Genomic DNA, 19,379 nt, shown 5'->3' on the forward strand with positions numbered 1-19,379 from the left:
CACCGGTGTCCATGCGGGAGCCACCAGGTGTACCAATGCGGCAAAGACCGGGTAGCTCAGCCGCCCGGGGCGGCAGGACCGGGTAGCTCAGCCGCCCCGGGCGACCGGGCCGATCAGCTGCCGCTCGGTGCCGGTCATGCTGAGCATCACCCACTGCACCTTGCCCTTGGTGATCAGGCCGACCATCTCCGGATGCAACTGGGTGAACCAGCTCTGCACGCTGGCCAGCCCGAGGGCGGTCGCGGCGGTGGCCGCCTCGGCCTCGGTGAGCCGCTGAAGCACCACGATGTCGCTGCGGACCAGAACCTCGACGTCCCAGCCGGCCAGGTCGTCGCGGACCACCAGGGTGGCCCGCCAGGGCGCGCTGAGATTGGTGTCCGGCCCGGTCACCGGACCAGTGTCGATCACCACGAGCTGTGGTTCGGTAGGTGTGGCCGGCACCGGCGGAGCAACACCGGGCGGCAGGAACGAGGCGATCTCCCGGCCGATCACGCAGCGTCGCAGGAAGGCGTCCCACTCCTGCTCCCGGGCGGTCTGCACGAACAACCGGGCGCCGAGCGCCAGTGACCGGAAGGCGAGCAGCTCGGCGGCGCGTACCCCGCCGGTCAGCATCAGCCGGGTCGGCTCGGCCCGGAACACCCGCAGCCCCACCGGCTCCTGCTGACGGTTCCGGCCGACGACCAGCCCGCCGCCACCGGCGACCAGCCGTAGCCCGGCGACGGACGCACCGTCCGCGACGTGCAGCCCCATCCGACTGCCGGGAAAGGCGACACCGTTCATCGCAGGAAGCCTCCCAACGGCAGGGTGGCGGCCACGCCGTGGGCGTGCTCGCCGTCGAGTCTCTGCAGGCGACCACCGTGATCGCGGATCGCCTGGTCGAGTGCGCGATCGGCGGTGGCCAGTGCGGCCGGGTCGGCGCCGATGAGCCGGAACGCCACCTCCACCAGAGCGTCGTCGTCACCAGGGCGGTCATTCTCCCGAGCCACCGAGATGGACACCACGCCAGCCGCGGCGGGTATGCCACGCAGCAGCGGGTCGATCTGCCACGCCCGACTGGGCCAGGCGAGCAGTCGATGACAGCTCTGCGGGACACCCTGAACCGTCCAGCTGCGCCAGCCTTCCCGGGCCAACGGGCGGTCGGTGCTGCCGGTCGCGCCCCCGGTGAGATGGGTCAGCTGGGCGACCGCGGCAAGCACCTCGTCCCGGTTCAGCAGACGGGCCGTCGCCCGTTCCTGCCGCAGCTGACGCCGAGTCCGGCGGATCGCCGCGGTGAGCGCCGGCCGCAGGTCGCGGTCGGCGTGAAAATCGGGGGTACGCGGCGCGTGGAGCACCACCCACGCCTGCCGGCTGGCCGGGACGCCACCGTTCGTCAGTTCGCGGTACGCGCGGTCGACCGCCGCCGCGCGGGCGCGTGGCGCCGGTGTCACCTGGATCAGCACCTGCACCGTCACGACGGGCGTCTTCGGGTCGGCCGCCGGTAGCAGCGCCACCGGCGAGGGCAGGGCCTGCGGGGCCCCCATGAGCAGCGCGCCCTCGGTCGGATCGACCTCCAGCACCGCGCTGAGCCCGCCCCGGTGGGTCAGCAGCACGGCCGGCTGATCGTCGATCTCGACCTGATCCAGCTCGACGGTGCTCTCCAGGTGGCTCAGCAGCTGCCATGGGCCGTCGGGCCCGGCACCGACCAGTCGTCGGCTCCGCCCCCGGTACGCCCACCACACCGCCAGCCACTGGTGAAGCCATCGGCCCTGGTGGCGCACCATCGTCGGAGCGAGCACCAGCACCGTGGCGGCGGCCACGGCGACGGTCAGCGGCAGGCCGTGCGGCGTGGCCGCCAGCACCGCCGCCGCACCGGCCTGCCAGGCCACGAGTTGGGCCACGTGGATCCCAGCGACGCGCGGCTGCCGTCGGTGTGGGCGTACGACCGGAATCGCCGCGGAGTCCCCGGCCGCGCCTTCGGCGACGGCCTGTCCCGTCGGGGCGGCCGTGGCCTGCGCTCCGGCCCGGCTCTCCGGCGTCCGGGCGGTGGGCGCGGCGACGGCGCTCGATGCCGCGGCGGCGGCCCGACTGGTGTACGCGGTGCCGACCGTGGCCCGCCCCTGCCCACGCTGGGTCGCCCAGGTGTGGCCGGGCCCGGTACCGCCGAGCGTCGGTGCCGGCGCTGCGCCCTGCTGCGGGGGCGTGCGCTGCTGTGGCGGCGGTGCCGCCGCCCCCGGGTGATGCTGCCAACCCGGCTCGCCCGGCTGAGCCGCACCCGGATGCGTCACCGCACGTCCCTCCCTGACCAGCGCGGCATCGTCATCGCCCGATCGCGGTGCGTACGTCGGCCACGGTCACGGTCCGCAGCTCGTCGAGGCTCGGACGTTGCCCGGACTGGCGCAACCGCTGCGCCTGCGCCTTACGGACACCCTCGAAGAGCTTGCGCGCTTCCCGGGCGTTGCCGAAGTTCTGGTCCCGTTCGATGGTGCCGAAGTGCTCGCGGAGCACCTCGGAGACGCCATCGGCGAGGAGGTATTCGTCGCCGCCGGCCATCCGCTCCACGATGACGACCAACTGCTCCGGGGAGTAGTTGCCGAACTCCACCGTCTTGGCGAAGCGGGAGGCCAGACCGGGGTTGGCGTCGAGGAACTGCAACATCTCGCCGGTGTAGCCGGCCGCGATCACCGCGATCTCGTCGCGGTGATCCTCCATGAGCTTGACCAGCGTGTCGATGGCCTCCTGCCCGAAGTCGCCGCCCGTGCCCGACGACCGGGACAGGGTGTACGCCTCATCGATGAAGAGCACGCCGCCGCGCGCCAGCTCGAACGCGGCGGCGGTCTTCTCGGCGGTGTGGCCGATGTACTGACCGACCAGGTCACGTCGCGAGACCTCGCGGAAGGCACCGCCGGGCAGTGCGCCCAGCGCCGCCAGCAGGTCGCCGTAGATGCGCGCCACCGTGGTCTTACCGGTGCCGGGAGCACCCGCGAAGATCAGGTGGTGGCTGACCGCGCCGACGGGCAGCCCCGCACTGCGCCGCCACTCGTTGACCTGGATCTCGTCGATGAGGGCGCGGACCTCCTCCTTCACCGATTCCAGGCCGACCATGGCAGCCAGCTCGCCCAGCAGCTTCTCCACCCGGGCGGCGTCCTGACCGGTGGTGGCGCGGGCGGCGTCGGCGCCGAAGGCAGCCTTACGGTTGACGGTGCCCTCGACGATGGTCGGGTCGGCCCCCTCGGCGATCTCGATCGCCGGCTGGCCGGTGTTCTCCGTGGTGCACTCCTCGACGCTGCCGCGGCAGCCCCGGGCGAAGGAGACCGCCGGCCCGCGGGTGTCGCGGATCCGGCAGCGACGCAGCACCGGAGCGCTCTGATGGACCACCGCCACACCGGCCTGCCCGGTCTGGGAGATGTCGCAGGTCTCGATGGTGGGTCGGCCGTACTGGTAGATGTAGATGCCCCGGTTGCCGCAGCGGGTCACCGTGCTGGTGCGGATGGTCGGGGCGGCGCCGATCCGCACGATGATGCCGTCCTCGCTGAGGTCGGTGAACTCACATCCCTCGACGCTGCCGTCGGAATCCTCCACCACCAGGCCGTACCGTCCGCCGGTCACCCGGCAGCGGCTCAGTGTGAACTCCGAGCGGCCGGCCACCTGGATCGCCGCGCCGAAACCGGCGCTCAACTCGCAGCCGGTCATGGTGAGCTTCGCCCGGTCCGCCACCACGACCGGCGCGTCACCGGCCTTCAGGACCAGGTCGCGTAGCTCCAACCGGCCGGAGTTGCAGGACACCGTCGGGTACGTCCCGGAGGACGCGTCGATGGTGACCGTGCCCGGGCCCTGCGCGGCGACCACACTGATGCCGCGGTCGTTGACGAACAGGGCCTCGTGGTAGGTGCCGGGGCTGACCGAGACGACCGTGTCGTCGCTGGCCACCGCCAGTGCCTCACCGATGGACGGGTAGGCACCGGGCTGATCCGGGGAGACGAGAAGGGTGCGCGTCATGGCTCCGGCTCTGGACGGCGAAGAGGGGGCGGGACCGACGATATCCCAGCCGGTCGACGCGGTGTGAGCCCCTCGATGCCAGTGGTGCCCGGACACCACCCCCGTCGGACGGACGGTGACGGTTAGGCTCGCCTGCGGGCCGGGCGAAACCTCGCCGGGAATCCCCTGTCGACAACCGGGAGGACGGATGGCGCAGCCACGGATGCTGCCGCTGGCGGCCGGTGCGCTGCTGGCCGACGGCACCGTCCACACACACACCTCGGTACGCGGCGACCTGACCCCTGACCTGCATCCGGTCGTCCGGCGTTTCCTGCACGGACTGCCGGTCGAGCAGCGCGAGCGCTACGCCGGCTGGTGCGCCGAGGCGGTGCTGATCTCCGACCGGCTCTACGCCGCCGAGGCCGGCGGGCCACCGCTCGACGCCGCCCGGTCCCGCGCGCTGCTCTGGGGCGCGAAAGTCCGGGTCACCCGGGTACGGGAGGAGGGCGACCCGCGCCACGGCGAGGTTCAGCCGCCCTGTCGCTCCTGCGCCGCCCTGCTGGACTGGTTCGGCGTGGAGGCGCTGACATGAGCGAACGCTTTCCGCCCCTGGTGGCGCAGACCCTCGCCGCCGCCGGCTGGTCGCCCGACCGCTCCGACGAGAGCCGGGGCCGCGAGTGGGGACTGCGGATCGCCGCTCACGCCACGCCCGGCGGTCGCCAGCACACCGTGACGGCGCGGGCGATCGAGGCGTACGCCGAGTTCGGTGGGCTGCGGGTGAGGCCGCAGGGTGAGGGTGAACAGGTCGCACCCAGCGAGTTCCACCTCGACCCGTTCCTGGTACGACATTCGGTGGAGACCCTCGCCGAGCTTGCCGAGGCGATCGGCGCGCCACTGAGCCCGCTCGGCGAGGAGGGCGACGGCACCGGCATTCTGGCTCTCGACCAGCATGGCCGGGTGTTCGTGCTGGACCACACCGGGGACTGGTTCCTCGGTGCCGATCTCGACGAGGCACTCACCACACTGGTGCTGGGTCGTCGCCCCCAGCGGGTACGCGCGGACGGCACCTGGTGACCGGCTGGCAGCCGACCACGGCCGCTGAGCGGGCGCTGCTGGCCGCCGTCGAGGCCGACGACCGGGAAGGATTCCTCACCGAACTCGTCGCCGGTCCGCTGCTGCTGCCCGTGTCGCCCGCTGCGGCGGCCGGACGGGAGACGATGGCGTGGCCGACCGCCCAGCACGAGGGCGTCACCCACGTGCTCGGGTACACGTCACCGGCGGCCATCGCCGCTGGGATGCCCGGCCGGTCGGTGAGTTACCGGGTGTCGGGTCTCGTCGACATCGCCGTCGAGTGGCCCGACGACGAATGGCTGCTGGCGATCAACGCCGGCCTGCCGATCGGCATTCGCCTGACCGCCGACGAGCTTCGGGCCCTGACCGCGCCGGTGGTGGAGGCCGAGCGGCCGCTCCGCGAGGCGGTCCGGCGGCAGGACCCGAACGCCCTGATGTCCGCCCTGCTCCGGGCCGAGCTGGTGCTGCCGGTGGATCCGGCGGGTTCAGCGACGCGAGACCTGTCCGATCCGGACTTTCCGTGGTGGGTCGTCCCCGACGAGCGGGGCCGCGCCAGCCTGCCGGTGTTCAGCTCGGAAGCCCGCCTGCGACAGGCGCTCGGCGATCGTGATCTGGTGGTGGTCAGCAGTCTTCAGCTCACCGACCACTGGCCGGACCTCTCCTGGCAGCTGCTGCTCAACCCGGAGACGCCGCTGGCGGCGGCGCTTCCCGGCGAGGCGCTGCTGACGTTGCGGGACTGGCTCGGCGAGCTGCGACAGGTGATCAACAACGCGGCCGAGCAGGAGCAGCTGCGCCGCGACACGGCAAGATACGCCGACCCGTCGACGGTGGGCGTACCGGTGCCCCGTCCGGCACCGGAGGCCGCCGACGACGACGGGCCCGACCCCAGCGCGCCGCTGCTGCTGCAACTGGTCATCCCGCACCGCTACCTGACGTCCTACCTGGACGACGGGTACGACCGGGCGGCCGGGCTGGTGCACGCCTGGCACGGACCCGGACGGGACACCCCGATCCGGCTGTACCGACGGCTGGGGCTGCTCGGTGAGGGGTCTCCGTTCGAGGAGTCGGACGAATGGGTGGCGGTGCTGCGCTGGCCCCCCGGCGAGGCGACGCCCGAGGAATGGGGTCAGGGGCAGCCCCGAATGGAGTCGCTCGTCGTACCGGACGGGACCGAACTGCACTGCCTGCACGCCGATGGCCGGGACGAGCTGCTGGCTCGTTTCGACGCCACTGGCCGCCGCTGGTCCCCGGCTTAGCCGCTAGCGCGGCTGGCGAACCAGGCCCGCGCCGGTGGACTCTTGATCAGAATGAGCGACACGCCGGCCAGCCCGCCCACCACCAGCGGCGTGACCATCGTCGGGTGATAGCTGAGCTTGCCCTGCGCCAGCAGCGTGACGATGACCACGACGAAGAGTCCGAAGGTGAACCCGGCCGGCACGGCCAGCCCGGCCGCGTTGTCGCCCGTCCAGGCCATGAAAATCCCCATTGACGCGAGCAGCACCACCAGCAACGCGATCGCCAGTACGCCAGCACCGATGCCCACCACCAGGAACTTGCCCAGCCCGTCGCCCTCGGTACGCAGCATCGCCAGGAAGAAGGCGACCCCGGCGATCAGCCAGATGACGATCGAGGGCACCATCAGCAGGGCGGCGATGATGACGACGACAGGTCGCCGACGCGGCTTCGGCATGGACGCGGAGCCGGACTCCGCTGACGCGTTCAGCACCTGTCCGTCCTCCTACTCATTCGACGGGCGGCGCCAGGCGGCGTCACCGGCCCGAGCGGGATCAGACAAGGTCTGATCGGTCGAGCCGACCGCCCCGCCCGGCGTTGACGGCGCGGCAGGCCCACTGCCGGCGAGCGCGGGCTCTGCGGCCAGGCTGGTGTCTCGGCGGCGACGGAGCTTGACGACGGCCACCACTCCGCCGACGAGCATGGCCAGGAAGACCACCCAGACCAGCACAACGATCACGATTTCCGTGTAGTCGGGACCGTCACTTCCGGCTGCTCGCGCGGCAGCGAGCGCCTCGTCGATCTCCGGCTCGCCGGTTGCCGCGATGCGGCTGCCACGCCCGTCGGGTTCGCCGGTCAACGCCTCCCGCAGGTCGAGTACGCCCCAGCCGTAGTACTCGTCGCGGCCCGGCTCACCGGCGTCCCTGGTGGTCTCAAGCAGCCGCTGGAACGTCTGGTACGCGCTCAGGTCCGGGTACTCGGCCTTGATCAGCGCCACCGCACCGGAGACGATCGCGGTGGCGCTGCTGCTGCCGGTCGCGGTGATGTACCGGCCACCGGGGCGAGCCATCGTCATGTCCTGACCGGGGGCGGCGATGCTGATCGGTAGGTCCAAGGTTCCCGGTACCGAACCTTTCTTGCTGATGACGCCCTTGTGGTCGACAGCGTTGACGGCGATGCTGCCGGGATGCGAGGCCGGCGCGCCGACGAGGATCTGGTCGTCGTTACCGGCCGCGGCGACCACGATCACGTTGTTCTGGTAGGCGCGCTCGACCGCCCGGTTCAGCTCCTCGTTGAAGCTGCTGGACAGGGAAACGTTGATCACGTCGGCACCGGCGTCGATCGCCCAGTTGATGCCGGCGGCGAGGGCCGTCGGTGCGATCAACGGGGCGCCGTCTTTCTGGATCGCCACTGGAAGGATTTTGGCCATCGGTGCCACGCCGAGCACCCCGTCACGGCCGCCAGGGCCGTGCCCGCGACCGGCGATCAGTGAGGCCATGCCGGTGCCGTGTCCCTGACGGTCGAGGCGGCCCTTGGTGCCGTCGTCGTAGAGGTCGACGCCGGGCAGGACGTTGCCGCGAAGATCCGGGTGTGTCGCGTCCACTCCGGTGTCGACCACTGCCACGGTGACGCCCTCACCCTTGGTGATGTCGTGGAGGTCGGCCAGTTCCAGGCTCTTGACGTGCCAGGACCTCTCGCGGACGGAGTCGGCGTGGGCGGGCGCGGCGGGCAGGGCGACGGCCGCCAGAACGCTCGCGGTGGTGAGCGCGGCGGCTGCCGATCGGGTGAGGACACGCATGCCCGTCAGCCTTCCTCTGCGCGCCGCCACGGGGACGGCTGCGAATAGACGGTCACCGCATGGTACGGGCCGACCACCCAGGGTTGGGTGACCGGCCCGACTGCGGTCAGCTCTGGCCGAGCGTCCTGCCCTGCTCCCGGGGGCGGTGTTCGACAGGGGCCTCCACCACACCAGCGGCGGACGACTCGGTGACCCACAACTCGTCGTCACCGTCGCCGTACTCCCAGGTCTCCTGCTCTGCGTCGCGGGGTGCACCCTTGCGTGGAGACGGGGTCGTTGGACCGCCGCGCCGACCGCCCAGCGACGGAGCCGGCCCCGTCGCCGGCGCAGGTCGCCCGGTGCCCGCAGCGGCACGTCCGCTCAGATCGGGTCGGGCACCGGCAGCGCCTCCGCCGGTCACCGGCTTACCGGCGGCCGATTTGCCGCTCGGCGGAGCGCTGGCCTTGGGCGGCCCGCCCGGCGCGGCACCCCTTTGACCGCCGAGGCTCGGCGGAGGTGCGGCAGGCCGTCCCGGGGCGGCACCGCGCTGACTCGGGCGGGCGGTGGAGCCGGGCAGCCGCGGACTCGACGGCGGCGGAGTGGCCGAGCCTCCCGGCCGGTTGCCCAGACCCGGTCGACCCCGGCCACCGCCGGGAGCGCCAGCGCCGGTGTTGCCGGGCAAGGTCGGGCGGCTCGGCGCGGGACTTTTCCGGCCACCCGGTGCCCCGGACCCACTGCCCGGGCCGCCGGCACCAGGAAGGGTGGGCCGGTTGGGCCCCGGCCCACGGCCACCGGGCGCGCCGGGACCGCCCGCACCCGGCAGGGTGGTCCTCGGTGCGTTCGGGCGCGCTGAGTTCGGTGCGTTCAGCCCAGGGTTGCCCGGTCGCGGCCCGGGCGGGGCCACCGGCGGCACCACCGGACCGGGAGTCACGGGTGCCGTGGGTGCGGTGGTCACCGGCGGTGCGGTCGGCGGTGGGGCGACCGGCGCGGCGGCACCACCCGCCAGGCCGACGCCCTCCGGAAGATTCGGTGGCGGCGGTGGTGCCGCACCCGTCGGCGCGTCGGCCCCACCGGGTCGAGTCGGCATATCCGGCCGGGTGGGCATGGCCGGACGGTTCGGGGCGGCCCCGTTCACGGGTGCGCCGGGCGGTGGCGCCCCCGGGGCACCAGGGCGGGGCACGTTCGACGGATTGGTGATCACCGCGTCCGTCGGGCCCTTGAACTTCCCGCCCCGGGAGATATTGGAGATGTAGACGTCGATGTAGAGGTCCGCCAGCGGCTTGGTGATGTTCTTGGCGCGCTGGTGGTACTCGTTCTGCACGTCCTCGTACGACTTGGCGTCGTTGCCTGTGACACCGGGGACCCATTCGACGAGGTCGACAGCCTGGACGCCCTCGTCGTTGGTCCGGCGCTCCCCCTGCCGGATCTGCTCGGCCCGGTACTCCTCCCAGAGCGTCTTCATCTCCCGCTGGGCAGTCCCGATCTTGCTGGCGAGCTGGTCGAGGCCGGTGGCGTTGTTGCTGGCCACCTCCTTCCACTCGTCGAGCGAGTGCAGCGTGGCACCCACGCGGGACATGAAGACCCGTGCCGCGGGCGACTGCCAGCGGGCGTCCAGGGAGTCGGCATGGCGCTTGAGATTGTCCCGAGTGGTCTGCAGCAGGCTCGCCGCTCGCCGCCACATGTCGGCGAGTGCCGTCGTCCGCTCGTCACTCTCCTTGCGGACGTACTCCCACATCTGCTCGATGTTCACCGAGTCCCAGGCCGTCGGCTCGTACGGCGTGGCCCCGGCGGCTCGCTCGGCGGCGTAGTCGTCCGACACCCCGGAGTGCATCGGATAGCTGACCGGCTGCCAGCCGTAGTAGTCGTCACTCATCCCCGCTCCTCAGGCCTCGCCCCTGACACCGTCACCGGAGATCCGACTGGTTCAGCTGGAGATCGTCGTCGTGCATGCGCTCGCCGTCACCGTGGATCAGATACGTGCCCGAGCCCTCACCGACGACCTCCGCCCGCGCCCACTCCGGGGTCTCCTCGCTCTGCTCCCCGGTGGGGCAGGCGTCGAGTCCGTAGTAGGGATTCATCGGCTCCGGGTTCAGCGCCGCCTCCGGCACCGCCTCGGCCGGATTCTCCGCACCCTCCTGCCATCGGCCGCTGAGCGTGTCCTGACCGTCGACGGCGGAGAACGCGTTGTAGACGTCGTCGTTGGTGGCCTGGGCCAGCGCGTCCCCGGTCAGATACTCCGCCGAGATGGACATCGCGGCCATGCTGAGCGCGGCCAGGCCCTTCATCACGTCGCCCATAAGGTGGGAGATGGACATCCGGCTCTCGTCGTGCCGGCCCCGGAAGAACGCGGCTTCCTTCATCCCGCCGCCACCGAACGGTGCCTGCACCGTGAGCATGGGGCGCAGGCCGTTGTCGAAGCTGGGCTGGAAGTTGGTCTCCATCTCCCGCTGGATGGCCAGCGCGAAGTCCTTCAGCTGCTGGATGTCGACGTCGATCTGTTCGTCGACGAGCCACTCGTCGCCCATGTTCCCTCCCCCGTCAGCTCACACGATGCCGGCGCGGCTGCTGTCCCCTCCGACGTGTCGGGGGCCTGTAGCCGCGCACCGTGAGTCCACTCTGGCCGACAGTAGCCTGATCAGGCAACCCCGTACCGGGCTCAAGCGCGTGGCGGAAGGTGCACCAGCTGCACCAACCGGGTACCACCACGCCGCGACACCAGCCAGCCCCGCCCCGGTGGCAGCGGCCCGGGCCGGACGGTGCCGAGCAGCACCCCCTCGTCCCGGTTGCCGGACATCACGATGCCGGGCGTGCTGATCTCCCGCAGCCGCATCAGCACCGGCTCGTAGAGCGCCCGACTGGCACCGCCGGTACGCCGGGCGATGACCACGTGCAGGCCGATGTCCCGAGCCTGGGGCAGGAACTCCAGCAGCGGTGTCAGCGGGTTGCTGCCCGCGCCGGCCACCAGGTCGTAGTCGTCGACCAGCACGTACAGGTCGGGACCCTTCCACCAGTCGCGGGCCCGCAGCCGTTCGGCGTTGATGTCCGGCGGTGGCAGCCGGTCGCGCATCACCCCAGCCACCTCGGCGACGATGCTCTCGGTGACCTGCGCGGTCGACCCGTACCCGATCAGGTGCGGCGTGTCGATGTCGCCGAGCAGGCTGCGCCGGTAGTCGACGATGACGAGCCGAGCCTCGGTCAACTCGTTGCGGTCGACGATGGTCTGCGCCAGCGCCCGCAGGAAGGTGCTCTTTCCCGATTCGCCGTCACCGAACAGGATGAAGTGCGGGTCGGCGGCGAAGTCCACCTGCACCGGCTGAAGGTCCACCTCGGCGATGCCGATGGGGATTCCCGGGCGGCCGGTGTTCGGCAGGCTGCCGTACGGCACCACGGGAGGCAGCAGCCGGATCGGCGGCGCTCCCGGCCCCTGCCAGGCGGCGGCCAGATCGGTGACCAACTTCCGCGCGCCCTCGGGCAGGGTCTCCGTCTCCTGCGCGCTGTCCGCCCGGGGCAGCGCCGCGAGGAACTGTTGCCCGTCCGGGGTGATGCCCCGGCCCGGTGACTTTTCCGGCACGTTCATCGCCGCCCGCCGGTCCAGGTTGGAGTCGCTGGCGTCGGCCAGCCGCAACTCCAGCCGGGTGCCGAAGACGTCCCGGACGGCCGGTCGCAGATCCATCCAACGGCTCGCAGTCACGATCAGATGGATACCGAAGGACAGGCCTCGGTTGGCGATGTCGTTGATCGTTGGTTCCAGGTCCTCGAACTCCGCCCGAAGTGTCGCCCAACCATCGATGACCAGGAACACGTCGCCGAACGGGTCGTCGTCGTGCTGGCCGTGCCGCCGGGCCCGCCGGTACTCGCCCATCGAGTCGACCCCGCGCTCGGCGAATCGCCGCTCCCGCTCGCCCATCAGCAGTTGCAGTTCGGCCACGGTACGCCGGACCAGGCCGGAGTCGAGGCGGGTCGCCACCGAGCCCACATGTGGCAGGTCACGCAGCGACGACAAGGCGCTGCTGCCCAGGTCGAGGCAGTAGACCTGGGCCTCGCGCGGAGTGTGGGTCAGCGCCAGGGCGGTGACGACCGTCCGCAGCAGGGTGCTCTTGCCGCTCTGCGGACCGCCGACGATCACCGCGTGGCCGGCCGAACCGGCCAGGTCGAACCAGAGCACGTCACGACGCTGGTCGAAGGGCTTGTCGACGATGCCGACCGCGACCTGCAACTCGCCGAGCAGGCCGGCGTGCGCGACGGTGATGCCACGGGCGGGATCCGCGGTCATCGGAGGCAGCAACTGGTCCAGCGTCGGCGGCTCGGCCAGCGGCGGAAGCCACACCTGGTGCGCGGGCTTGCCTCGCCCGGCGAGTCGACCGACCAGGATGTCGAGCACACTTTCGCCCATCCCGTCGGTCGGTTCGGGTGCGGTCTCCTCCTTGGGCGTACGGGTCACCGGCGGGGCGACGTAGGACGTGGTGTACTCGCGTACCCGGTCCTCACCGTCGCCGGCCGCGACCGCCGCCGCGGTCTTGCTGCGGTAGGTGCCGGAGACGTACGCGGCCTTGAACCGCACCAGCGGCTCGGTACCGAAACGCAGGTAACCGTGCCCCGGCGACCGGGGCAACTCGTACGCGTCGGTGGCCCCCAACACCACCCGGGACTCCATCGCCGAGAAGGTCCGCAGACCGATCCGGTACGACAGGTGGGTGTCGAGTCCCCGCAGTCGACCCTCCTCCAAACGCTGGCTGGCCAGCAGCAGATGCACGCCGAGCGAGCGACCGACCCGGCCGATCTGCACGAACATGTCGATGAAGTCGGGCTTGGCGGTCAGCAGTTCGGAGAACTCGTCACAGATGATGAGCAGGCTCGGCAGCGGAGACAGCGGTGCACCCGCCGCCCGGGCTTTCTCGTAGTCACGCTGCGAGGCGTAGTTGCCGGCCGCGCGGAGCAGCTCCTGCCGACGGACCAACTCGCCGTTGATGGAGTCCGTCATCCGGTCCACCAGCGGCAGCTCGTCGGCCAGGTTGGTGATCACCGCACTGGTGTGCGGCAGACCGTCCAGCCGGGTGAAGGTGGCACCACCCTTGAAGTCGACAAGCACGAAGTTGAGGCTCTCCGAGGAGTGCGTGGCCGCCAGCGCCAGCACCAGGGTGCGCAGCAGCTCCGACTTGCCGGAGCCGGTCGCGCCGATGAGCAGCCCGTGCGGCCCCATGCCGTCCTGCGCCGACTCCTTCAGGTCCAGTTCCACCGGCCCGCCGTCGGCACCCACTCCGATCGGCACCCGCAGCTTGTCGCGGTTGGGCCGTGGCTGCCACGCCCGATCCACGTCGAACTCGTAGGGATCGCCGATGTCGAGCAGCTCGGCCAGGCCCAGCTCCGTGGTGAGTGGCGTGTCGCCGCTGCCCCGGGAGGCGGCGGAAAGCCGCAGCGGGGCGAGTTGCATGGCCAACGCCTCAAGCTCGGCCACCCGGCAGTCGTCGGCCCGGCCGATCTCGGCCGGACCATCCACCGTGATGCTGTGCAGCCGGCGCTCCGCCGACACCTCCAGCACCAGCCGCGCCCGGTCGAGCAGGCGCGGTGCCGGCGTGGACAGGTCGAGCAGGGTGACACCCTCCACCCCGCCCTCGGTCATCAGGTGATCCGAGCCGGCGGTGTCGCCACCATCGATGACCACCAGCACGTGCGGTCCGGCGACCTGCGGCGTACCGCCACTGGCGTTGAACCGGGGCCGGCTGGCCAGCACGTCGTCGAGCATCGCCTCCAGACCGGTCACCGACGGTGCCACCAGGCGCAGTTGGCCGAGCGCGTCGGTGCGCGACGGGTGCAGGGCGTGCGGCAGCCACTTCGTCCACTCCCAGTCGGCCCGCCGGTCCGACGCCACACAGATCGCGACGAGCATGTCGTCGGGCGCATGGAACGCGGTGGCCTGGGCGAGCACCCCCCGGACCATGCCCCGGGCCGCCTCGGTGTCGCCACGCAGATGCACCCGGGCGAATCCGTTCAGCGCCATGGTCACCGGCAGGTCCGGTACCTCGCCGTAGGTGGTGAGGAACCGGCGCAGCGCGAGCGCGCACATCGGCTCCAGCTTCTCCAACGACGTGGCCGGTGGCGGCACCAGCGGCGTCGCCAGTTCCTGCGGCCCGAGGCCGATGCGTACGGTGGCGAAGTCCACGTCGCCGCGTCGCCGCTCCCACAGCCGCGGCCCCAGCGGCAGGGACCAGAGAACGTCCGGGTCCGGGTGCCGGTAGAAAGCCGCCTCCCGCTGCTTACGGATCGTCTTGAGTACGCGACGCCGCTGCCGGGACAGATGCGTCATGTACTCGCGGCGCTTCTGCAGCATCTCCTGCTTGCCCGGGCCGCCGGAGTTGTTGGCCAGCTGGGACCCGAGCATTCCGATGGCGGAGAGTCCGAACAGGCCACCGGTGACGTAGCCGAGAGTCGACCCGCCTCGACCGGCGAACATCAGGGCCATCGCGAACGAGCCGGCGAGCATCGGCAGCAGCATCAGCATCTGCCCCCACGCCTTACCGCTCGGCGCGGGCACCTCGGGCGGCGCGTCCAGCAGCACCTCGCCGGAGGGATACTCCGGCTCTGGCTGGCGGGCGGGTCGCTTGACGACCACCGTGCTCACGTGGCAGACCTCCGTCGCCTCTCCTGGGTCTGGGTGCGCCGCGGTGAACCGCCCCCCGCGTCACCGGCACATGGTAGGTAGCCTTTGCCCGTCAGGACAGCCGCGGGCCGTCGGCCCGCTCCTCGTACCGAGGGGTCGTTAGTGGTCACCCAGGCCGGAACCGGACTCGCGCGCATCGCCGTCATCGCCCCCAACCGACGGTTGGACCTCGCCCTGCCCGAGCACCTGCCGCTCGTCGGGCTGCTGCCCGCCGTGCTGCGGCAGGCCGACGAGGAACCGTCGGACGGCACCAGCCACGGCGGCTGGATGCTGCGGCGCAGCGACGGCAGCCCGGTCGACCTGACCCGTACGCTGGCCGCACAGAACGTCCGTGACGGCGAAACGCTGCACCTGGTGCCGCGGCGCACCGAGTGGCCGGAGTTGGCGTACGACGACCTGATGGAGGCCGTCGCCGACGGTGCCCGACGACGTGGGGTGGTCTGGAGCCCGTTCGCGACCCGGCTGACCGGTCTGATCGTGGCCGGCGTGCTGCTGCTGCTCGGCCTCGTCGTGATCGTGACCTCCGAGGAGCCCGGCTGGCTCGGTGGTGCGGTCGCCCTCGGCGCGGCCGGGCTGCTGCTGGTCTGCGGGATCGTGCTGTCCCGGGCGATGGCCGACTCCCTCGCCGGCGCGGTCGTCGCCGCCGCCGGCCTGCCCTACGCCTTCGTCGGCGGCGTGCTGGTGATCGGCACCGGCGAGTCGGTCTGGGCGCTGGGCGCCCCGCACGTGCTGCTCGGCTCCGCGGTGCTGCTGCTCTCCGGGCTGCTCGGGCTGCTCGGGGTGGGCGACGCGACGCGGGTCTTCGTGGCGGCGGTCTTCGTCGGCTTCTGGGGCATGGCCGGCGGGCTGATCGCGCTCGGCTCCATGGATGCCGCACAGGGCAGTGCGATCGTGGTCGGTGCGGTCACGTTGCTGCTGCCGGCGATGCCGCTGCTCTCCGTGCGACTCGGGAAGATGCCGATGCCGGCGTTGCCGCGTACCGCCGCGGACCTGCTGCGCGACGAGCCGCAACCCAAGCGGGAAATCATCTACCAGGCCACCGCCCGGGCCGACGAGGTCTTCACCGGCATGGTCTTCGGGGCGTTCGTCGTCACCATCGCCGGCCTGATCGTGCTCACCGCCACCGGCACGCTCTCCGCGCTGCTGCTCGCCAGCATCATCTCGCTCGGCTACCTGCTGCGCGCCCGACTGGTGTCGACGGTCCGGCACCGGGTGCCGATGCTCGCCGTCGGCCTGGTGGGTCTGGGGCTGCTGCCCCTGGTCGGTGCGACCGACGCGTCGACCGGCGCCCGGGTGCTGGCCGTCCTGCCGGTGGCCCTGGTCGCGGCCGGGCTGTCAGCCGCCGCCGGGCTCGCCTACAGCCGGCGTGCCCCATCCCCCCGACTGGCCCGGCTCGGTGACATGTTCGACATCCTGCTCCAACTGGCCGTGGTCCCGGTCGCGTGCAGCGTGCTCGGCCTGTACGCGTTCATGCGCGCCATCAACGGCTGACGAGTCCGTCACCAGTCGCGGTCGCTGGCCTCGGACATTTCATTGCCCCGGATCAGGTTGACGATGGCGGAGTCGATGTCCGGGCCGACGAAGAAGTCGTCGGCCCAGTGCAGCATGAAGACCCGTCCCTGCGCGTCGGCGACGAGTTCGGACGGCCCGTCCTCGTTGTTACCGATCGGGTAGACCGGGTTCTCGAACTCCTCGGCGAAGGCCCGGGCAGCCTCCGTCACCACTCCGCCCTCTGTGGGATGGACGTAGCTGGTGAAGCCGCCGCCCAGGTCGCCGTCATTGCCGAACTGAGGCAGGTGCAGGCCACCGAATTCCACAAGCGCGGCGCGTACGACCGGAGGGCATTCCAGCCCGGCTAGTTCGTCGGCGAAGCGGACCATCCAGTGGTCGACTGCGGCGCTGAAGTCGCGGCCGGGAAACCAACCGGCCTGCTCCAGCACGTACCGCACGTCTGGCGGGAAGCGTCCCTCGGCGGCGCGGCGTTGCGCGTACCGCTCGGCGATGGTCTGCCACGGCAGCGAGGGCCACTGGGAGACCTCGCCGCTCTCCCGGTCGATGACGGCCCGGGGATACCCGGTCGCCGGGGGCGGCAGGGGCGGACCGTCGGTCGCGGCGGCGACCGGCTCGACGAGGCAGGCGACGTAGCCGAGGTCGAATTCGAACAGGGTCACGTCGAATGTGCTCCCGCGCTCGTCGGCCCATTCGCGGGCGAGGGCCAGGGCCTCGTCGCGGCTGATCATCGAAGGACTCCTCGGGATGCCGTCGTCGGTTCCGCCGGCCGACACCGGATGCGGGCACCGGCCGGCTCGACGCCGTGCCTATGGTAGGCACCGCGGTCCGGAGTTCGTGACCGTGCCGGCGTACGCCAGGGGAGGGGTGCCATGCCGTCGCGGCGGGACCAGGTTCAGTCGTACCAGTTCTTCGTCCAACGGATGACCTCCGCGCTGGTGGCGCGCGAGCCCGATCCGGAGGCGGCACCGTTCCGCAGGCTTGGTGGTGCCGGCTTCGCCAGCATCATGGTGGCCGTGCTCTGCCTGGCCGCGGTGGGGGTGTACGGCCTGCTGCGTCCCGGCGGCGCAACCAAGTGGAAGGAGGGCGGTGCGGTCATCCTGGAGAAGGAGACCGGCACCCGCTATCTGTACCGGGAGGGACGGCTGCACCCGGTGCTCAACTACGCGTCTGCCCTGCTGGCCATGGAGACTGCCGCACCGACCGTCTCGGTTTCCCGCAATTCGCTGGTCGGCACCCCGCGTGGCCCGCGCATCGGCATCCCGTTCGCCCCGGACGCGCTGCCCCCGGCCGGCCGCATCCTGGACGGACCCTGGACCCTCTGCACCCAGCCGGCGCGTAACGCGGCCGGCGGTATCGTCGCCACCACCGTGCTCACCGTCGGGCGGGCACCCGGCGGCGGGCGGGAACCGGGTGACAGCGCGCTGCTGGTGCGTGACCGCAAGACCGACCGGCTGCACCTGGTCTGGCGCGACCATCGGTACGAGATCCGCAGCGAAAAGATCGTGTTGGAGGGTCTCACCATGAGCGCCGAGCCGGTGGTGGAGGTTGGTGGGGCGTGGCTGAACGCCTTGCCCGCCGGCGAGCCGATCGCGCCTCGCCGGGTGGCCGAGCGGGGGACTCCCTCGACGGCGTTGCCGGACGCCCGGGTCGGCCAGGTTTTCGTGGTGGAGAGCCAGGGCGGCAGCCGCCAGTACTACCTCGCCGAACGGACGAGGCTGGTGCCGATCACCCCACTTCAGGCGGATGTGGTGATGGCCGACGGCGAGACCCAGTTGGCGTACCCGGGAGAGGCGAGGCCGTACCCGATCGAACTGGCTGCCGGTACCGCCGCCGCGGCGCCCAAGGCAGCCGCGCCGGCCCAGGGGCGGCATCGCGCGCCGGAGCAGCGGCCGGAGATCGCTCGGCTGGCCGGCGACCAGCCGGCGATCTGCGCGGCGTACCAACCGGGCGCCGATGAGCCGACGCTGCTGCTCGACGCGCAGGTCCAACCGGTTCGGGAGCCGGTACGCACCGGTGAGCAGACCGGTGACGGGATCCCGCTCGCCGACCGGGTCGTGATCGAGCCGGGTCACGGAGTTCTGGTCGCTGCGATCTCCTCCCCTGACCAGGAGACGGGCACTCTGAACCTGGTCACCGACCTGGGTCACCGTTACCCGCTGGCATCCGAGGGCGTACCGGCCATCCTCGGCTACTCGGAGGTGCAACCGGTACGGCTGCCTGCCAGTCTGGTGGTCCGCCTGCCTGCCGGACCGGTACTCGACCCGACGACGGCGAAACTCGCTCTCGACCCGGAGTGACCTGACCAGCCACAATGGAAATGCGGGTCGAGCAACGGTCTAGCGCGGGCTGGACACGACCCGTTACCGTTCGTACGACGATGGTGCGCGAGCACCGACTGACAGGACGCCCCGGTGAGTCGGGGCGATCAATTGAGGACGGGGGTGACTTCCGCCATGTCGATGAACACCGACACCGGCTTGATGCTGAAGACCGAAGGTGACGTCGATGCCGTCGCCGATCGGCTCACCGGCAACCTCAACTCGCTGATGGACCAGCTCGCGCCGCTGTACGACCAGTGGAAGGGCGCTGGTGCCGGTTCCTTCCAGCAGGTGCGTGAGCGGTTCGACCAGGACATGGCCCGCCTCAACGTCGCGCTGCGGGCGATCGCCGAGGCGGTCGGGTCTGCGGGTAAGGACTACGACGTCAGCGACGAGGAGATCCGGGCCGACATGGATGGCGCGGGTGCCACCGCCGGTCAGATCACCGCGGCGCTGAAGCTCTGACGGGGGAGAAGACTCATGACGGAGATTCGGTACAACTTCGCCGGGCTGAACGCCGCCGCCGACAGCTGCAGCGGTGCGGTCCGGAACATGACCGGCGAGCTGGACGGGCTCAAGTCCGGCATCGCGCCGCTGCTGGCCACCTGGGACGGCGACGCCCGAGAGGCGTACTTCCAGCGGCAGACTGAGTGGGAGTCGGCCGCCAACGACCTTCGTGACCTGCTCGGTCGGATCGAGAAGGCGCTTCGTGAGTCGGCCGCGAAGATGCAGGCCCGCGAGGCGGCGAACCGCGCGAAGTTCGGCGGCTGAACCGAGATCGCAGCACCGATGGCCCGGCCGCGCGCCGGGCCATCGCCGTCTGCGCCGCAAGACAGCCCTCGCCGTCCGGTCACTG

16 protein-coding genes are annotated in these 19,379 nt (G+C 71.6%); 7 read left to right on the top strand and 9 right to left on the bottom strand.

All coding sequences use genetic code 11. The features are described 5' to 3' along the window. Window positions 1-87: 87 nt before the first annotated feature. Genes KBX50_RS19490 through KBX50_RS19500 form a run of 3 tightly spaced genes read right to left on the bottom strand, consistent with a single transcriptional unit; the run spans window position 88 to window position 3,975 of the window. Window positions 88-780, bottom strand: a complete 693-nt coding sequence (locus tag KBX50_RS19490) for a hypothetical protein (RefSeq protein WP_210938629.1) — start codon at window positions 778-780, stop codon at window positions 88-90. After that, window positions 777-2,264 (bottom strand): type VII secretion protein EccE, encoded by a 1,488-nt coding sequence (gene eccE / locus KBX50_RS19495; protein WP_210938630.1) that lies wholly within the window; start codon window positions 2,262-2,264, stop codon window positions 777-779. The genes KBX50_RS19490 and eccE overlap by 4 nt, the downstream gene beginning before the upstream one ends. A gap of 31 nt (window positions 2,265-2,295) precedes the next feature. Continuing rightward, complete coding sequence (locus tag KBX50_RS19500) at window positions 2,296-3,975, bottom strand: right-handed parallel beta-helix repeat-containing protein (protein WP_210938631.1); 1,680 nt, start codon at window positions 3,973-3,975, stop codon at window positions 2,296-2,298. Window positions 3,976-4,162: 187 nt separating this feature from the next. Here KBX50_RS19500 and KBX50_RS19505 point away from each other — a divergent pair, with 187 nt between their 5' ends. The 3 genes from KBX50_RS19505 to KBX50_RS19515 are packed head-to-tail and all read left to right on the top strand — an operon-like array spanning window position 4,163 to window position 6,281. Then, a complete protein-coding gene (locus KBX50_RS19505; protein WP_093411155.1) occupies window positions 4,163-4,546 on the top strand; it encodes a YwqJ-related putative deaminase in 384 nt (127 codons plus the stop codon). Next, window positions 4,543-5,028 (top strand): SUKH-3 domain-containing protein, encoded by a 486-nt coding sequence (locus KBX50_RS19510; protein ID WP_210938634.1) that lies wholly within the window; start codon window positions 4,543-4,545, stop codon window positions 5,026-5,028. The genes KBX50_RS19505 and KBX50_RS19510 overlap by 4 nt, the downstream gene beginning before the upstream one ends. Then, window positions 5,022-6,281 (top strand): SseB family protein, encoded by a 1,260-nt coding sequence (locus tag KBX50_RS19515; RefSeq protein WP_210938671.1) that lies wholly within the window; start codon window positions 5,022-5,024, stop codon window positions 6,279-6,281. Before KBX50_RS19510 ends, KBX50_RS19515 begins: the two co-directional genes overlap by 7 nt. Here the strand turns inward: KBX50_RS19515 and KBX50_RS19520 are convergent. The 5 genes from KBX50_RS19520 to eccCa form a co-directional block, all read right to left on the bottom strand. Continuing rightward, window positions 6,278-6,751: a hypothetical protein gene (locus tag KBX50_RS19520; protein ID WP_210938636.1), complete on the bottom strand. Its 474-nt coding sequence runs from the start codon at window positions 6,749-6,751 to the stop codon at window positions 6,278-6,280. The genes KBX50_RS19515 and KBX50_RS19520 overlap by 4 nt on opposite strands. A 12-nt stretch (window positions 6,752-6,763) precedes the next feature. Beyond that, window positions 6,764-8,056: a S8 family serine peptidase gene (locus KBX50_RS19525; protein ID WP_210938637.1), complete on the bottom strand. Its 1,293-nt coding sequence runs from the start codon at window positions 8,054-8,056 to the stop codon at window positions 6,764-6,766. Between the two features lie 106 nt (window positions 8,057-8,162). After that, window positions 8,163-9,908, bottom strand: coding sequence for a hypothetical protein (locus KBX50_RS19530; protein ID WP_210938639.1), 1,746 nt, complete (start codon window positions 9,906-9,908; stop codon window positions 8,163-8,165). Window positions 9,909-9,939: 31 nt separating this feature from the next. After that, window positions 9,940-10,560, bottom strand: a complete 621-nt coding sequence (locus KBX50_RS19535) for a hypothetical protein (protein WP_210938642.1) — start codon at window positions 10,558-10,560, stop codon at window positions 9,940-9,942. A 131-nt stretch (window positions 10,561-10,691) separates the two neighbouring features. Further along, window positions 10,692-14,654, bottom strand: a complete 3,963-nt coding sequence (gene eccCa / locus KBX50_RS19540; RefSeq protein ID WP_210938644.1) for a type VII secretion protein EccCa — start codon at window positions 14,652-14,654, stop codon at window positions 10,692-10,694. 141 nt (window positions 14,655-14,795) lie between these two features. Between eccCa and eccD the strand changes: the two genes are divergently transcribed. Next, window positions 14,796-16,184, top strand: coding sequence for a type VII secretion integral membrane protein EccD (gene eccD / locus KBX50_RS19545; RefSeq protein ID WP_210938646.1), 1,389 nt, complete (start codon window positions 14,796-14,798; stop codon window positions 16,182-16,184). An 8-nt stretch (window positions 16,185-16,192) separates the two neighbouring features. Here the strand turns inward: eccD and KBX50_RS19550 are convergent, their stop codons facing one another. After that, window positions 16,193-16,933, bottom strand: a complete 741-nt coding sequence (locus KBX50_RS19550; RefSeq protein WP_210938647.1) for an SUKH-3 domain-containing protein — start codon at window positions 16,931-16,933, stop codon at window positions 16,193-16,195. A 141-nt stretch (window positions 16,934-17,074) separates the two neighbouring features. Here KBX50_RS19550 and eccB point away from each other — a divergent pair, with 141 nt between their 5' ends. From eccB to KBX50_RS19565, 3 genes are all read left to right on the top strand, one after another. After that, window positions 17,075-18,502: a type VII secretion protein EccB gene (gene eccB / locus KBX50_RS19555; RefSeq protein ID WP_210938649.1), complete on the top strand. Its 1,428-nt coding sequence runs from the start codon at window positions 17,075-17,077 to the stop codon at window positions 18,500-18,502. Between the two features lie 156 nt (window positions 18,503-18,658). Continuing rightward, complete coding sequence (locus tag KBX50_RS19560) at window positions 18,659-18,988, top strand: WXG100 family type VII secretion target (protein ID WP_093411131.1); 330 nt, start codon at window positions 18,659-18,661, stop codon at window positions 18,986-18,988. A 15-nt stretch (window positions 18,989-19,003) separates the two neighbouring features. Beyond that, complete coding sequence (locus KBX50_RS19565) at window positions 19,004-19,294, top strand: WXG100 family type VII secretion target (protein ID WP_093411129.1); 291 nt, start codon at window positions 19,004-19,006, stop codon at window positions 19,292-19,294. The last annotated feature ends 85 nt before the right edge of the window (window positions 19,295-19,379 follow it).

Source organism: Micromonospora sp. C51, assembly GCF_018070435.1.
Lineage (GTDB): Bacteria > Actinomycetota > Actinomycetes > Mycobacteriales > Micromonosporaceae > Micromonospora > Micromonospora sediminimaris.

Bases quoted from the DNA above. Each gene is read 5' to 3' on its own strand.
- KBX50_RS19565 (WP_093411129.1), top strand. From the start codon at position 19,004: ATGACGGAGATTCGGTACAACTTCGCCGGGCTGAACGCCGCCGCCGAC.
- KBX50_RS19510 (WP_210938634.1), top strand. From the start codon at position 4,543: ATGAGCGAACGCTTTCCGCCCCTGGTGGCGCAGACCCTCGCCGCCGCC.
- KBX50_RS19560 (WP_093411131.1), top strand. From the start codon at position 18,659: ATGTCGATGAACACCGACACCGGCTTGATGCTGAAGACCGAAGGTGAC.
- KBX50_RS19530 (WP_210938639.1), bottom strand. From the start codon at position 9,908: ATGAGTGACGACTACTACGGCTGGCAGCCGGTCAGCTATCCGATGCAC.
- KBX50_RS19550 (WP_210938647.1), bottom strand. From the start codon at position 16,933: ATGATCAGCCGCGACGAGGCCCTGGCCCTCGCCCGCGAATGGGCCGAC.
- KBX50_RS19535 (WP_210938642.1), bottom strand. From the start codon at position 10,560: ATGGGCGACGAGTGGCTCGTCGACGAACAGATCGACGTCGACATCCAG.
- KBX50_RS19505 (WP_093411155.1), top strand. From the start codon at position 4,163: ATGGCGCAGCCACGGATGCTGCCGCTGGCGGCCGGTGCGCTGCTGGCC.
- eccB (WP_210938649.1), top strand. From the start codon at position 17,075: ATGCCGTCGCGGCGGGACCAGGTTCAGTCGTACCAGTTCTTCGTCCAA.
- KBX50_RS19490 (WP_210938629.1), bottom strand. From the start codon at position 780: ATGAACGGTGTCGCCTTTCCCGGCAGTCGGATGGGGCTGCACGTCGCG.
- KBX50_RS19500 (WP_210938631.1), bottom strand. From the start codon at position 3,975: ATGACGCGCACCCTTCTCGTCTCCCCGGATCAGCCCGGTGCCTACCCG.
- KBX50_RS19525 (WP_210938637.1), bottom strand. From the start codon at position 8,056: ATGCGTGTCCTCACCCGATCGGCAGCCGCCGCGCTCACCACCGCGAGC.